This window comes from Collinsella sp. wc0583 (assembly GCF_046116915.1).
GTDB lineage: Bacteria > Actinomycetota > Coriobacteriia > Coriobacteriales > Coriobacteriaceae > Collinsella.
The window spans coordinates 211,181-226,369 of the sequence record NZ_JBJXBN010000003.1 but is presented as its reverse complement, the minus strand read 5'-3'; the positions used below and the strand labels follow the sequence as shown (position 1 = coordinate 226,369).

Here is a 15,189-nt window from a genome sequence, read left to right as displayed (position 1 = left end):
CAAGCCGTTCTTCGGCCCTGGTTTCTACATCGCCATTCCGCCGTCGACGCGTACGACTTCGCCCGTAATGTAGGCAGCCGCATCGCTCACTAAAAATCGCACCACACCGGCCACCTCTTCGGGCTGCGCCATACGCTTAAGGGGAATCTGCTCCTCGGTTACCGTACGCACCTTCTCCGAGAGCTTTGCCGTCATATCCGTCTCGACAAACCCGGGGGCAACCGCGTTCACTCGTACGCCGCGGGGCGCAAGCTCGCGCGCCACCGCCTTGGTCAGGCCGATCACGCCCGCCTTGGAGGCAGCGTAGTTGGCTTGCCCGGCATTGCCCATCAGGCCCACGACCGAGCTCATGTTGACGACGCAACCGCCGCGCTGGCGCATAAAGGTCTTGGTGAGCGCGCGCGTCATGTTGAATGTTCCCTTGAGATTGACGTCGAGCACGCGGTCGAAGGCATCGTCACCCATACGCATGAGCAGGCCGTCGCGCGTGATGCCAGCGTTGTTGACGAGCGCCCAAATGGAGCCGAAGTCGTTGAGGACCGTCTCCACGCAAGTGTTGACGGCGGCGGGGTCGGCCACGTCACATTGATATGCGCGCGCCGTGGCGCCAGCCGCCTCACAGGCTTCGCACGTCTCGCGCGCCGCATCTGCGCTACCGGCATAGACGACGGCGATATCAAAGCCGTCCTCCGCCAGGCCCACGGCACAAGCGCGACCGATGCCGCGCGAGCCGCCCGTGACAAGCGCCACGCGACGTGAGTCGTTGCGCTCGAGCGCGCCGTTGTTCAAGTTGCCCATGTCATTCCTTTCGGGTTACAGCCCTGTGAACTATGCGAGCTCGTCGGCAATAGCTGCGACCTGCTCGACCGTTTCGCACGAATACACGCGAACGTCGCTCAGCGTACGCTTGACCAGGCCCGACAGCGTTTTGCCGGGGCCGACCTCAATAAACGTGTCGATGCCTTGATCCTGCAGAGCATGCAGCGTGTCGACCCAGCGCACGGCATGACTTACCTGGTTGGCCAGCACCTCCGATGCCGCCTGCGGGTCGGCCGGATAGGGCGCCGCCGTCATATTTGCCATGACCGGAATCAGCAAAGGGGACGGGGCGTGCCCGGCTTGGATATACGTCGCCAGCCCCTCAGCCGCCTCGGCCATATAGGGGCTATGGAATGCACCCGACACCGCGACTTTCATAGCGCGGCCGCCAGCCTCTTTTACCAGGGCGTCGAGGGTCTGCAGCGCCTCGGGCGCTCCGGCCACAACCGTCTGCTGGGGACTGTTGTAGTTGACCGGCCAGCAGTCCTCGCCGGCCTGCGCAGCCAGGTTCTCGACTTGCGCAGCATCAAGTTTGATGACGGCGCGCATGCCGCCGGGGTGACGCTCGGCCGCCGTGGCCATCAATGCCGCGCGCTCACACACGAGCTCAAAACCCGCTCGCGTATCGAATGCCCCCGCAAAGGTGAGTGCAGCGACCTCGCCCAGCGAGAATCCCGCACAGGCGGCAGACACCACGCCGCGCTCGCGCAGGGCGACGGCGACAGCCAAGTCGTGCACGAACACGCACGGCTGCGTGTTCTCGGTCTGCGAGAGCTCCTCCTTGGAGGCGCTCCGGCACTGCTCGCTCGTCCCCGGGCGCACCTCATCGGCAATGGCGAACACCTCGGCGGCCGCCGGCGATGTCTCGATCAAGTCGACGCCCATCGCGGGGTGCTGGGCACCCTGGCCGGCAAAAAGAAACGCTACGCCACCCATGCGCACGCACCCTTCAGGATGTGCTCGGCGCAATCGACCAGGTCGTCAACGATTTCGCGTGCGCTCTGGCGCTCGTTGACCATGCCGGCAATCTGTCCACACAAAAACGAACCCTCTTCGTAGTTGCCGTCCTTGGCGGCCTTACGCAGCGCACCGGTTCCCATAGCACCGAGCTCCTCGGCACTCGCACCGGAACCCTCGCTCTTGGCATAGGCGTTGGTGAAGGGGCTCTTGAGGGCGCGCACTGGATGTCCCGTCGAGCGACCGGTCGCACGCGTCGAAGTGTCGTTGGCCTTCAGGACCATCTCTTTGTACTGCTCCGAGACGGTGCACTCGTCTGCGACCAGAAAGCGCGTACCCACTTGCACGCCTTCGGCGCCCAGCATAAAGGCGGCCGCCGCGCCGCGGCCGTCGGCAATACCGCCGGCGGCCACGACGGGAATGTCGACCGCATCGACGACCTGCGGCACCAGTGCCATCGTCGAGGTCTCGCCAATATGGCCGCCCGATTCGGTGCCCTCCGCAACAACCGCCGTGGCTCCACGACGCGCCACGAGACGGGCGAGCGCCACCGAAGCCACAACGGGGATGACCTTGATGTCCGCATCGTTCCAAGCTTTCATGTACTTGGTGGGATTACCGGCACCAGTCACCACAACGGGCACCTGCTCATCGATCACGACCTGCGCGACCTCGTCGGCAAACGGGCTCATGAGCATGACGTTGACGCCAAAGGGCTTATCCGTCTTGGCGCGCAGCTCGTGAATCTGATCGCGCAGCCAGTTTGCGTCGGCATTCATGGCCGCGATAATCCCTAAGCCACCCGCCTCGGATACGGCCGATGCCAGCGAGGCGTCGGCAATCCAGGCCATACCGCCCTGGAACACGGGCTTTTCGATGCCGAGCAGATCGCAGAGAGGAGTCTTGAGCATCTCTACTTCTCCAATGCCGTCTCGACCGTATCGGCGAACTCGCCGACCGTCTTGGGGTTCTCCTCGGTATCGAGCTGGATGCCAAACTCGTCCTCGACGGCGACGAGGATCTCGACGGTGCCCAGGCTGTCGAGACCAATCTCCTCGAGCGTGGACTCGGGCTTCATCTCGACATCGTCAAGACCGGCGGTCTCGCGGATAACGTCGCAAACGCGCTCGAAGGTCTTCTGATCTGCCATGGTAGTTCTCCTTTGGTTGTGCCCTAGGGCGTTTTTATTTCCTATGTGCGACTACTTCCAACGAAGCAGATAGCCACCTATATCCAGACCGGCGCCAAATCCAACCAAGGCGATGGTGTCGCCCGTGTGAAGTGCACAGGCGTTTGCCAGCCGGTCGAGGGCAAGCGGAATGCATGCGCTCGAAATGTTGCCGGTCTCGCGCAACGTGCGAACCACGCGCTCGTCCGGCACGCCCAGGCGCTTGACCGCCTGGCTCAGGATTCGTTCGTTAGCCTGATGGAATACAAAATGATCGATGTCTTCGACCGAAATGCCCGCATCGATCGCAAGCTTATGGACCGTGTCGCAGATGGCGTTGACGCCGAACTTGAACACGCGGCGGCCATTCATGGACAGCACGCTCTCGCTATCTGCGGAGGCCTTAAACGGCGAGGTGCCAACTAGACCAGGAACGCGCAACGTCTCGACGTCGGGCGCCGTCGAAAGCTCAACGGCAAGGGGACTGTCTCCCCCAGCCTCAATCACTGCGGCGCCTGCCCCATCGCCAAAGAGCACGCAGGTGGCACGGTCGGTCCAGTCGAGCGCGCGCGTCATCTGCTCGGCAGCAACGACCAGCACGTGCTCGACACGGCCGCGGGCGATATAGCCCTCGGCAATATCGAGCGCAAATACGAAGCCGGCACAAGCCGCCGAGACATCGAAGGCAGGGCACGTCGCGCCTAGTCGCTCAGCAACGGCACACGCCTCAGCGGGAACAAGGTGGTCACCCGTCGTCGTCGAGCAGACGATCAGATCCAGCTGGCTCGCGTCGATTCCGGACACCTGGAGTGCCCGCTCGCTCGCCGCTACGGCAAGGTCGTCAAGTGACTCGGTGGTGCAGACGTGGCGGCTCTTGATACCTGTGCGGGTAAAAATCCACTCATCCGAGGTATCGAGGAACTCAGACAGCTCGTCATTGGAAACACTGCGCTCAGGAAGCGCCGAGCCTGTTCCAAGAATCGTGAAACCCATCACTAGCCTCCTTTGAGTTGTTGACGTGTTTACATCGACCAAGAGAGGATAGCGCATTTTAGTCGTTGTTGACGTGTTAACATTAAATTGTCCAAATGCGACAAAGGCTTCACATTGTGTCTATCTCTCGACACCATTACGCGATTGCCTTATTAACTTAGGAGGTAGCAACCGTTATGGATGCCAAATTAACGATAGTCGACGTAACCGGATCGACCAACGATGACCTGCTCGAAGCAGGAAAACAGGGAGCGCCGCACGGCACAGGACTTGCCGCCCGGGCTCAGACAGCAGGACGCGGCCGGCGCGGCCACAAGTGGGATTCAACCGCCGGCAACCTATTACTTTCGATTGTCCTGCGTCCATGCGTTAATCCTGCAAAGTACTCTGGTCTTGCTGCCGTCAGCGGCCTAGCGGTGCTCAAGGCGCTCGAAAAGCAGGGTCTTGCAAACGAGATTGGCCTCAAATGGCCCAACGACCTGGTCGCGCGAGGACGCAAGCTCGGCGGCATTCTGGTCGAAGCTGCACGCGATAACGAAGGCAAACCTTTCGCCGTCTGCGGCATTGGCGTCAATGTGAACTATGTGCCCTCGGAGGTTCCCGATGGCGGTCTGCCGGCAATCGGTCTCTCGGATCTCAACGAGAACGTTCCCACCGTCGATGTGCTACTCAAGGAGGTCTATCACACCGTCGTAAACGCTGTGGACGCGTGGGCAGATCTGCTCAACGTCATGGAAGAAGACGCCGGTCCGCTCGCGCCCGTCCACGGCGAATATGTCACTCACCTCAATTGGATTGGGGAGCACGTTATCGCCCGTTCCCCTGCCGGCGACGAGCTGGCACGCGGCATCTTTAAAACCGTCGATGGCTTTGGTCGCGCGTGTATCGAAGCGGAAGGCGGTTTGCGATCCTTCCATTTTGAGGAAGCATCGCTGCGTCCCTTGAGCGAATAGGGCGCCGCAACCACCTACTCGGCAGCATTGCCCGGCAGTCCAAACCATCATTCAAAACAAAAGGGCCCCGCTACCGTAACGGCAGCGGGGCCCTTTAAGCTAAGAGCGATATCGCTTAGAGCTTGATGTCGATGTCGACGCCAGCGGGGAGATCGAGACGCATGAGCGAATCAACGGTGCCCGAGGTGGGGTCGAGGATGTCGATGAGGCGCTTGTGGGTGCGCATCTCGAACTGCTCACGGGAGTCCTTGTTCACGTGCGGCGAGCGGATAACCGTGTACAGGTTGCGCTCGGTGGGCAGGGGGACAGGACCGGAAACGCGAGCGCCGGTCTTCTGAGCGGTCTCGACGATGAGCTTCGCGGACTGATCGACGACCTCGTGATCATAGCCCTTGAGGCGAATGCGGATCTTCTGGGTAGCCAACTTAAACCTCCAAAGAGTGCGAGAGATGTTCTCGCGGATTACGTAACAGGGAGCTCGAACTTAGGCGTTCTTGCTCATGACCTCGTCCACAATGGACTTGGGCGCGGGCTCATAAGAGTCGAACTGCATCGTGTAGGATGCACGGCCCTGGGTCTGGGAGCGAAGGTCGGTAGCGTAACCGAACATCTCGCCCAGCGGCACCTTGGCACGGATGAGCTTGCTGTTCTTGCGATCCTCCATGCCCTCGATCTTGCCGCGGCGACCGGAGAGGTTGCCCATAACGTCGCCCATGTACTGCTCGGGGGTCTCGACCTCGACAGCCATGATCGGCTCGAGCAGCTGCGGATCGGACTTCTTGAGGGCATCCTTGATAGCCATGGAACCGGCGATCTTGAAGGCGGCCTCGGAGGAGTCGACCTCGTGGTAAGAACCGTCGAACAGGGTGACCTTAACGTCGAGGACCGGGAAGCCGGCGATAACACCGGTGTTCAGGGCCTCCTGGATGCCCTTGTCGATGGACGGGATGTACTCCTTGGGCACGACGCCGCCGACGATAGCGTTGACGAACTCGTAGCCGAAGCCTTCCTCCATCTTCTCGAGCTTGATGACGGCGTGGCCGTACTGACCGCGACCGCCGGACTGACGGACGAACTTGCCCTCAGCCTTCTCGACGTCGTGACCAGCGGTCTCGCGGTAGGCGACCTGGGGCTTACCGACGTTAGCGTCAACCTTGAACTCGCGGAGCAGACGGTCGACGATGATCTCGAGGTGCAGCTCGCCCATGCCGGCGATGATGGTCTGGCCGGTCTCGTGGTTGGTGGACACCTGGAAGGTCGGGTCCTCCTCGGCGAGCTTGGTCAGAGCCAGGGACATCTTGTCCTGCTCGGCCTTGGTCTTGGGCTCGATGGCAACGTCGATAACGGGCTTAGCAAACTCGATCTTCTCGAGGACGATCTCCTTGCCCTCGGCGCACAGGGTGTCACCGGTGGTGGAGTTCTTGAAGCCGACGCAAGCGACGATGTCGCCGGCGGCGGCGTCGTCACGGTCGATACGCTCGGCGGCGTTCATCTCGAGGATGCGGCCGAGGCGCTCGCGCTGACCATTGGAAGCGTTGACCACGTAGGAGCCGGACTCGGCGCGGCCGGAGTAAACGCGGACATAGGTGAGCTTACCGACGAACGGGTCGGTCATGATCTTGAAGACCAGGCCGGAGAAGGGCTCGTCGAAGGAAGGATGACGCTGGATCTCCTCGCCGGTGTCCGGATCGGTACCGGTGACGGCCTCAACGTCGAGCGGGCTGGGCAGGTAGTCGACGACAGCGTCGAGCAGCTCCTGAACGCCCTTGTTCTTGTAGGCGGAGCCCACGAAGACGAGGTTGAGCTCGTTGGCCAGAACGCCCTTACGCAGAGCAGCCTTGAGCTCCTCGACGGTGAAGTCCTCCTCCATGAGGATCTTCTCCATGAGCTCGTCGTCAAAGCTGGCAGCAGCGTCAAGGAGCTCCTCGCGCTTGGTGGCAGCGATGTCGGCGAACTCAGCCGGGATCTCGTCCATCGGCTCGGGGTAGGTCATACCCTTCTCGTCGGCCTTGAAGTCCCATGCAGTCATGGTGACCAGGTCGATGACGCCCCAGAAGTTGTCCTCGGCGCCCATCGGGACCTGAGCGGCCACGGCGTTAGCGTCGAGACGATCCTTCATGGTCTCGATAGCGTTGAAGAAGTCAGCGCCCACGCGGTCATACTTGTTGATGAAGGCGATGCGGGGGACGTTGAAGGTGGAAGCCTGACGCCAAACGGTCTCAGACTGGGGCTGAACGCCGGCAACGGCGTCGAAGACGGCGACAGCGCCATCGAGAACGCGCAGGCAACGCTCGACCTCGGCGGTGAAGTCAACGTGGCCCGGGGTGTCGATGATCTGGATGCGGTAGTCCTTACCGTCCTTGTTCCAGAAGCACGTGGTAGCAGCGGAGGTAATGGTTACGCCGCGCTCCTGCTCCTGAACCATCCAGTCCATGGTGGCAGCGCCCTCATGGACCTCACCGATCTTGTGGGTCTTACCGGTGTAGTAAAGAATACGCTCGGTCGTGGTGGTCTTACCGGCATCGATGTGAGCCATGATGCCGATGTTACGGGTATCGGAAAGCTTGTACTTAGGCTTAGCCATGTTAGTTCCTTACCTTAACTTACCAACGATAGTGAGAGAACGCGCGGTTGGCCTCGGCCATCTTGAAGACGTCCTCACGCTTCTTGACGGAAGCGCCCAGGCCGTTGGAAGCGTCGAGGATCTCGTTGGCGAGACGCTCGGCCATGGTCTTCTCCTTGCGAGCGCGGGAGAAGTTGACGATCCAGCGGATACCCAGAGCGGTGGAACGACGGGAGTTGACCTCCATCGGGACCTGATAGGTAGCGCCACCGACACGCTTGGGCTTAACCTCAAGCGTGGGCTTGACGTTGTCCATAGCCTTCTTGAAGGTAGCGAGAGCGTCGCCACCCTCGGACTTCTCGGCAACGATCTCGAAAGCGGTGTAAACGATGCGCTCAGCGGTGGCCTTCTTGCCGTCAAGAAGGACCTTGTTGATGAGCTGAGTCACCAGGCGGTTGTTGTAAACGGCGTCAGGCTGAACCTCACGACGATTAGCTGCTGCACGACGCGGCATGTGAAATCTCCTTAAGTGTCTACCGTGCGGCGCTTAGGCGGCACACGGCGAAAGTATCAAAACGTTATCTGGCTTATTTGGCCTTGGGGCGCTTAGCACCGTACTTGGAACGGGCCTGCATACGGTTCTGGACCGGAGCAGCGTCGTAGGCGCCACGGATGACGTGATAACGGACACCAGGGAGGTCACGGACACGACCGCCGCGGACGAGCACGATGGAGTGCTCCTGCAGGTTGTGGCCCTCACCCGGGATGTAAGCGGTAACTTCGATGCCGTTGACGAGGCGAACACGGGCAACCTTACGAAGAGCCGAGTTCGGCTTCTTGGGGCTCGTGGTGAAGACGCGGGTGCACACGCCGCGCTTCTGGGAGTTGTGCTGCAGAGCAGCGTTCTTGGACTTCTTGGGCACGGAACGACGGCCCTGGCGAACCAGCTGGTTAATAGTAGGCAAAGCGTACTCCTTCTCGAATGATTCCAGCTTTCTGTAAAGTGCAACGGCTTGAATCGAGGGGTCAGCATCCCCCTACGAAACACGCAGTTCGATAGGATACGTGGCGTTAGCTGTGCCGTCAACAGACCACGCCGCCGGGCGTATCCCAAAATGAGTATATTTCCGCAAAGCCTACACAAAAGGAATCCCCTTCTGTGCGCGGGGGCGGATTCCCGGCCCGGGCGGCCCGCTGTTTAAGTTTGCTGCTCTACAGTCCTGGCTCGCACGGAGGCCACATTAAGTGGCCTCCGGCTCGTGCGGAACTCGCGACAAACTTAAACAGCGGGCCGCCCGGACCGGGAATCCGACGTGCTCGTCGGGGCAACGTTCCCTGCCAAAAAGGGACAGGTTTATTTTGGTCGGTTTTATCTGGGGAAACGCCGCTCTTCACGGTGATTCGCATCCATTTGCCACGTTCTTGCGAGAATCAGGCAAATAGCGTTCAATCCACTCGTCCATATAACGCTAAAAAGGCCGCTTCCCCTCTTGGGAAGCGGCCCAGACCTTACGAATAGACGATGGTAAAGGGAACTTCTGTTTCGGTCTCTCCTGTTGATGTGTATCTCGTGCCCTCGAGGGTTACCGAGACCACTTGATCGACATTGATCAGCTTTGTCGGAACCGAGATGTTCTCCCCGCTATTGCGCGTCAGCGAAACATAGGAATTGTACGCGCCTGCAGCATCGTCTTCGATAATCTGCTCCGATCCATCCTTGTAGGTAACGGTCAACTTTTTCGTGACTGCGTCAATGCCCAGATCGTCGATGTGCGTCTGGATGGAAAACGGGCTAATCTCAAGAGGCGAGTCATCGGAGCGGAGTTCCTTTGTATCGACGTACGCTCCAACGCTAAACTCGGGCGTCGATGCCTCGAGCAGCTTCGCGTCCTCGCCTTCGCCCTCAGTCCAGCAGATATTCCAGCTGACCGCATGTCCCAAATCTCGCTCGCGATTCCACGAGGCAAAGTACATCGTGCCATTAATGACCGTGTCGCTTGATGTGTCTTTATCAATTGTGCAGCGTGTGTCAGCCCATTCCTCGCCGAAGTTCATGCTGGGCGTGCCGATGCCTTGTTCTTCTTCACCATAGAGAACAAGTTCGCCAGTCTCTGCTGCCGGCTTGTAGTAGTTAACACCATTTGGATTGGACAACGTAAACGTCACGGCACCGCAACCGTTTTTATCGATAGCCATATCATGAATGTCGAGTGTATAGCCGTTGCCCTCGACGGACAGATTGACCTTCTGTACTGAACCCTCCAAGCTTTGGGGCGCGATACCATCACCAAACTCTCTGGTGTAGGTATATTTAGTCCCCAACGAGCCACCTTGAGTCCAGGTAATGGACTCTCCGTTGCCATGGTTTCCCCAGGCAGAGGCAAAATAACTGGAATTGACGACGGCGTAGGCGACCCCTCCGGTCGCCAGCACTCCGGCAAGGCATCCGATCACGGCAACATACAGAGGCTTCGCGTGACCCTTTCGGCGAAGCGGCTCACCAGCAGCGGCATAAAGAACACGGTCAGCAAGATCGCTATCGGCTTGGACGGACTCGAAGGCCTGCTTGATTTGATTGGATTTCACGGTCGCCCTCCTCTAGGATGAACTTGAGCTTCGACCTGCCGCGAGCCAAACGCGTTCGAACGGTCGCGGCTGGTACATGCAACAACTCGGCAATCTCTGAGGTCGAAAAGCCCAGATAGTAATAGAGCACGATGGGAACGCGGAATCGCTCCGGAAGTCGCATAACGTCTGACAGGACCGCCTTGGTCTCATCCTGCGCCGCCGAAAGCGAATCGGCCAGGTTCTCAATATCCTCCACACGCCTCCATGGCTTTCGAAAGAGCGATTTACATTCATTGATCGTGACCCGGATAAGCCAGCGGCGAAGATGTTCCCAACTTTCATAGTGTCCATCGCTTTTAAGCAACTTAAGAAAGACATCTTGGGCAATATCGTCGGCATCGGCACGATCGCGCAGGTACGCCAATGCAATTCGAAACACGACATCCCGGTGATCTTCGACCGCCTGTCTAAATGTTTGTTCTTCCATAATCACCTCCCGGTGACGGTAATGATTCTTGATGAGGTCCTCACCATAGATACGCTTTGACCGAACGAAATGTTTCAAATTCAAGCAGGAATAACCTACCAAAATAAACCTGTCCCTTATTGGCAGGTTTTCTTCAACAAAAAAGACCCGCTCCCCTGTTGGGAAGCGGGTCTTTGGAAGGACGGTTAACGTACTAGGAAATTACTCCTCGTCGTTGTCCTTGGCCTCTTCGGCGTCGTCGGTGTCCACGAGCTGGTTGAGCAGCTCGTCGAGGGAAGCCATGTCCTCGTTGATGGCACCGTTGGCGGGAGCCTTCTTGTCGTCGATCGGGGCGCCCAGGAGCTCCTCGTCGGCGTCGGCGTGATGCGTCGGCGCGGCAGAGGTGCCCAGCAGGATGTCGTCCGGACCGTCGGGGCTAAAGACCATCTGCAGCAGCTGCGAGAGGTCTTCCTCGTCGGCAACGTCGTCGTTGTTCTCGAGGATATAGAGCAGGTCGTGGGCCTCCAGGCCATCACGGAGCTCCTCGATCGCCTTGGCACCGATACCATCGATGCGCAGCAGATCCTCCTCGGACTTGCCGACCAGGTCGCCGACCGTCTCGATGCCAACCTCGCTGAACTTGTTGGTCCAGCGCTGCGACACGCCCAGGTCGTCGAACAGGTACAGGCGAGCCTTCTCGGCGGAGATGGTGTGGCCGTTGCGGGTGAACGAACCGTCAGCACCACCGAACTCGTCGTAGCCGGCCCAGTCGAGCTGCTGCGGGAGCTGCTCGTCCAGGTCCTTGAGCTCCACAGGTGCCCACTCGGGCAGCGACTTGGCGTTGGGCGAAGCCGGGCCGTCGATGTCCACGTAGCCGTCGGCCGTGCGATACGTCAGCTTGGCGTTGGCGTACGGCTTGAGGCCGGTACCGGCCGGGATCTTCTTACCGACGATGACGTTGGACTTAAGGTCGAGCAGGTGATCGACCTTGCCCTCGATGGCAGCCTCGGTAAGGACGCCCGCGGTACGGATGAACGAAGCGCTCGACAGCCAGGAGTCGATGTTGGACGCGACCTTGAGCGTACCCAGGATGACGGGCTCGGCCACGGGAGCCTGACCGCCCAGACGGGCAACGCGCTCGACCTCGTCGGCGAACTCGTAGCGGTCGACGTACTGACCAAGCAGGTACTTGGAGTCACCGGGGTTGGTGATCTGAACGCGACGCAGCATCTGACGTGCGAGCACCTCGATGTGCTTGTCGTTCAGGTCGACGCCCTGGCTGGTGTAGACGTCCTTGACGCTCTCGACGAAGGTGTGCATCGTCGACTCGATATCGGTCAGCTTGCGCAGGTTGCGGAAGTTGACGAAGCCCTTGGTGATCTGGTCGCCGGCGCGAACCTCGCAGCCGTCCTCGATCTCGGGCATAAAGCGCACCGAAGCGGGAACGCGACGCTCGTCGAGGACACGGGTGTGATCATCGGAGTCGGTGAGCGTCAGCACGTACTCGGACTTCTCGGGCTTAATCGAGAGGTGGCCGGAGTACGGAGCCAGCTCGGCCTCGCGACCCAGGATCTTCTCGTTGACGTTGCCGACGATATCGAACATACGGCTGACCGTAGGCAGACCCTGCGTAATATCGTCGACGCCAGCGACGCCGCCGGAGTGAATGGTACGCATCGTAAGCTGCGTACCGGGCTCGCCGATGGACTGGGCGGCAATAATGCCGACGGCAGTACCGATGGCGACCGGTCGGCGGGTGGAAAGATCCCAGCCGTAGCACTTCTGGCACACGCCGTACTTGGAGCGGCAGGTGAGCAGCGCGCGAAGCTTGACCTTCTTGAGGCCCGCATCGACCATCTTCTGGATGTCGGCGACCTTCTCGATGTAGCCGTCCTGTTCAAAGAGCACGGTGCCATCGGGAGCCACGACGTCCTCAATGAAGCAACGGCCGACGAGGTCGGTGTTGAGGTCAGTGGTGCCGGGGATGATGAGGTTGTAGGTGACGCCCTCGTGCGTACCGCAGTCCTCCTCGCGGACGATGACGTCCTGGGCCACGTCGACCAGACGACGGGTCAGGTAACCAGAGTCCGAGGTGTGGGATGCGGTATCGACCAGGCCCTTACGGGCGCCGTAGGTCGAAATGAAGTACTCGAGCGGCAGCAGGCCCTCGCGGAAGTTCGCCTTAATGGGAAGGTCGATCGTCTCGCCGGACATGTCTGCCATCAGGCCACGCATGCCGCCGAGCTGACGCAGCTGGGTCTTAGAACCACGGGCGCCGGAGTCGGCCATCATGTACAGCGGGTTCTCCTCGTCGAACATGTCGAGCATGAGCGCTGCAACCTTATCGGTACAAGCGGTCCACTCGTTAACGACTTCGATGTGGCGCTCCGTCTCGTTGATGAAGCCCTCCTCGAAGTACTCGTTGATCTGGTCGACGTTGGCCTGGGCGCGATCGAGCAGCTCCTGCTTCTCGGCAGGGATGAGAGCGTCCCACACCGAGATGGTGAGGCCGGCGCGGGTAGCGTAGTGGAAGCCGGAGTACTTGATGGCGTCGAGGATCGGGCCGACCTTGGCCTCGGGGTAACGATCGCAGCAGTCGGCAACCAGCTTGGCCACGTCGCCCTTGACCATCTTGTAGTTCATGAACTCATAGTCTTCGGGCAGGCACTGGCGGTTGAAGATGATGCGGCCGATAGAGGTCTCGAAGCGCGCGGTCTTGTTGCCGGTGACGTCGTAGTCGACAAACTCGTTCTTGCCGTTCTTGACGCGGAAGATACGGGTGCCGTCCTCGTTGATGACGTTGGCGTTCTCGGCGGACACGCGGACCTGGATCTTGGCCTGCATGTCGACCTCGGAACGGCAGTCATAGGCGTGCAGCGCGTCGTCGAAGCTCGAGAAAACGTGGTTCTCGCCCGGCAGGCCGTCGCGGACCTGGGTGAGGTAGTACACACCGATGATCATGTCCTGCGAGGGAATGTTGACCGGCTTGCCGGATGCCGGCGAGCGCAGGTTGTTCGCAGAGAGCATGAGCACGCGGGCCTCGGCCTGAGCCTGGCTGGACAGCGGCACGTGGACAGACATCTGGTCGCCGTCGAAGTCGGCGTTGAAGGGCGAGCAGACCAGCGGGTGCAGGTGGATAGCCTTGCCCTCGACCAGAACCGGCTCAAAGGCCTGGATGGACAGACGATGCAGGGTCGGTGCACGGTTGAGCAGCACGACGCGGCCGTCGATGACCTCTTCGAGGATATCCCACACAAAGGTGGCACCGCGGTCGATAGCGCGCTTGGCGCCCTTGATGTTCTCGACCTTGCCAAGCTCGACCAGGCGCTTCATGACGAAGGGCTTGAAGAGCTCCAGCGCCATGGTCTTGGGCAGACCGCACTGGTGCAGCAGCAGCTTGGGGTCGGTAACGATAACCGAACGGCCGGAGTAGTCGACACGCTTACCCAGCAGGTTCTGACGGAAACGACCCTGCTTGCCCTTGAGGGCCTCGGCGAGCGACTTGAGCGGGCGACCGCCACGGCCAGAGACCGGGCGACCACGACGGCCGTTGTCGAACAGGGCGTCCACGGACTCCTGGAGCATACGCTTCTCGTTGTTCACGATGATCGCAGGGGCGTCCAGGTCGAGCAGGCGCTTGAGTCGGTTGTTACGGTTGATCACGCGACGATACAGGTCGTTGAGGTCGGACGCGGCGAAGCGACCGCCATCGAGCTGGACCATCGGGCGCAGATCGGGCGGAATGACCGGGATAACATCCAGAATCATGTTCGCGGGGCTGTTGCCGCCCTTCAGGAAGGCGTCAACGACCTCAAGGCGCTTGACGGCCTTCTCGCGCTTCTGCTTCTGGGAGTCCTCGTCGGCGATGATGGCCTTGAGCTTCTCGGCCTCGGAGGGGAGGTCGATGGCAGCGAGCAGGTCGCGGACGGCCTCGGCACCCATGCCACCCTTGAAGTACATGGAGTAGTAGCGGGTCATCTCGCGGAACAGCGGCTCATCGGAGATGAGGTCGCGCTCGGTGAGCTTCATGAAGGCGTTGAAGGCGTCCGTGCGGAGCTGCTTCTCGTCCTTGCACTCTTCCTCAATGTCGACGATGCCAGAGGCGATCTCCTCGGGGGTCAGCGGCTCCTCGTCGGAGAACTCGTCAAAGTTCTCGGGGTTGCCCTGCTCCTTGAGGGATTCGATCTGGCGGGCGCACTCGGCATCGATCTCTTCCAGATCGGCGGCGAGCTCCTCGCGCAGGTCGTCAGCGTCGGCCTCGCGAGCCTCGTAGTCGACCTCGGTGATGATGTAGCTGGCAAAGTACAGAACCTTCTCGAGGTCCTTGGACTTGATGTCGAGCATACGGCTCATCGGGAAGCTCGTGGGGCTCTTGAAGTACCAGATGTGGGACACGGGAGCGGCGAGCTCGATGTGGCCCATGCGGTCGCGACGCACCTTGGCCGAGGTGACCTCGACGCCGCAGCGCTCGCAGACGATACCCTTAAAGCGGATGCCCTTGTACTTGCCGCAGGAGCACTCCCAGTCCTTGGCGGGACCGAAGATCTTCTCGCAGAACAGGCCGTCCTTCTCGGGCTTGAGGGTACGGTAATTGATGGTCTCCGGCTTCTTGACCTCACCGTGCGACCAGGAACGGATCTGGTCGGCGGAGGCAAGGGAGATCTTTACCGAGTCAAAATCAGTAGCTTCGAAATCTGCCACA

General features: G+C 60.4%; 13 protein-coding genes. 1 reads left to right on the top strand and 12 read right to left on the bottom strand.

Features of this window, described 5'->3' with window-relative positions; all coding sequences use genetic code 11:
* Nucleotides 1-24: 24 nt before the first annotated feature.
* From fabG to ACKUUJ_RS03870, 5 genes are read right to left on the bottom strand one after another with little or no spacing between them, the layout of a single operon-like run.
* Nucleotides 25-798 carry a 3-oxoacyl-[acyl-carrier-protein] reductase gene (gene fabG / locus ACKUUJ_RS03890; RefSeq protein WP_409064722.1) on the bottom strand — a complete coding sequence of 258 codons (774 nt, stop codon included), beginning with the start codon at nucleotides 796-798 and terminating at the stop codon, nucleotides 25-27.
* A gap of 30 nt (nucleotides 799-828) precedes the next feature.
* Nucleotides 829-1,755 carry an ACP S-malonyltransferase gene (locus tag ACKUUJ_RS03885; RefSeq protein ID WP_409064721.1) on the bottom strand — a complete coding sequence of 309 codons (927 nt, stop codon included), beginning with the start codon at nucleotides 1,753-1,755 and terminating at the stop codon, nucleotides 829-831.
* Nucleotides 1,743-2,687 carry an enoyl-[acyl-carrier-protein] reductase FabK gene (gene fabK / locus ACKUUJ_RS03880; protein ID WP_409064720.1) on the bottom strand — a complete coding sequence of 315 codons (945 nt, stop codon included), beginning with the start codon at nucleotides 2,685-2,687 and terminating at the stop codon, nucleotides 1,743-1,745. The genes ACKUUJ_RS03885 and fabK overlap by 13 nt, the downstream gene beginning before the upstream one ends.
* 2 nt (nucleotides 2,688-2,689) lie before the next feature.
* On the bottom strand, nucleotides 2,690-2,926 hold the full coding sequence (locus ACKUUJ_RS03875; protein WP_409064719.1) for an acyl carrier protein: 237 nt from the start codon (nucleotides 2,924-2,926) through the stop codon (nucleotides 2,690-2,692).
* 51 nt (nucleotides 2,927-2,977) lie between these two features.
* Complete coding sequence (locus ACKUUJ_RS03870) at nucleotides 2,978-3,937, bottom strand: 3-oxoacyl-ACP synthase III family protein (protein ID WP_409064718.1); 960 nt, start codon at nucleotides 3,935-3,937, stop codon at nucleotides 2,978-2,980.
* 176 nt (nucleotides 3,938-4,113) lie between these two features.
* Here ACKUUJ_RS03870 and ACKUUJ_RS03865 point away from each other — a divergent pair, with 176 nt between their 5' ends.
* Nucleotides 4,114-4,890: a biotin--[acetyl-CoA-carboxylase] ligase gene (locus tag ACKUUJ_RS03865; protein ID WP_409064717.1), complete on the top strand. Its 777-nt coding sequence runs from the start codon at nucleotides 4,114-4,116 to the stop codon at nucleotides 4,888-4,890.
* A gap of 115 nt (nucleotides 4,891-5,005) precedes the next feature.
* Here ACKUUJ_RS03865 and rpsJ read toward each other — a convergent pair whose 3' ends face one another.
* The 7 genes from rpsJ to ACKUUJ_RS03830 form a co-directional block, all read right to left on the bottom strand.
* Nucleotides 5,006-5,314: a 30S ribosomal protein S10 gene (rpsJ, locus tag ACKUUJ_RS03860; RefSeq protein WP_022094184.1), complete on the bottom strand. Its 309-nt coding sequence runs from the start codon at nucleotides 5,312-5,314 to the stop codon at nucleotides 5,006-5,008.
* Between the two features lie 60 nt (nucleotides 5,315-5,374).
* Nucleotides 5,375-7,474, bottom strand: coding sequence for an elongation factor G (gene fusA / locus ACKUUJ_RS03855; protein ID WP_022094183.1), 2,100 nt, complete (start codon nucleotides 7,472-7,474; stop codon nucleotides 5,375-5,377).
* Between the two features lie 19 nt (nucleotides 7,475-7,493).
* Complete coding sequence (rpsG, locus tag ACKUUJ_RS03850; RefSeq protein ID WP_006235013.1) at nucleotides 7,494-7,967, bottom strand: 30S ribosomal protein S7; 474 nt, start codon at nucleotides 7,965-7,967, stop codon at nucleotides 7,494-7,496.
* Between the two features lie 73 nt (nucleotides 7,968-8,040).
* Nucleotides 8,041-8,418 carry a 30S ribosomal protein S12 gene (gene rpsL, locus ACKUUJ_RS03845; RefSeq protein ID WP_006235012.1) on the bottom strand — a complete coding sequence of 126 codons (378 nt, stop codon included), beginning with the start codon at nucleotides 8,416-8,418 and terminating at the stop codon, nucleotides 8,041-8,043.
* Between the two features lie 544 nt (nucleotides 8,419-8,962).
* The gene (locus ACKUUJ_RS03840) at nucleotides 8,963-10,039 is read right to left on the bottom strand and encodes a hypothetical protein (protein WP_409064716.1); all 1,077 of its coding nucleotides are present in this window, start codon (nucleotides 10,037-10,039) and stop codon (nucleotides 8,963-8,965) included.
* Entirely contained in the window at nucleotides 9,990-10,508 is a 519-nt protein-coding gene (locus tag ACKUUJ_RS03835) for an RNA polymerase sigma factor (RefSeq protein WP_409064715.1), read from the bottom strand. Before ACKUUJ_RS03835 ends, ACKUUJ_RS03840 begins: the two co-directional genes overlap by 50 nt.
* 201 nt (nucleotides 10,509-10,709) lie before the next feature.
* Nucleotides 10,710-15,188: a DNA-directed RNA polymerase subunit beta' gene (locus ACKUUJ_RS03830; protein WP_409064714.1), complete on the bottom strand. Its 4,479-nt coding sequence runs from the start codon at nucleotides 15,186-15,188 to the stop codon at nucleotides 10,710-10,712.
* Nucleotide 15,189: the final 1 nt, after the last annotated feature.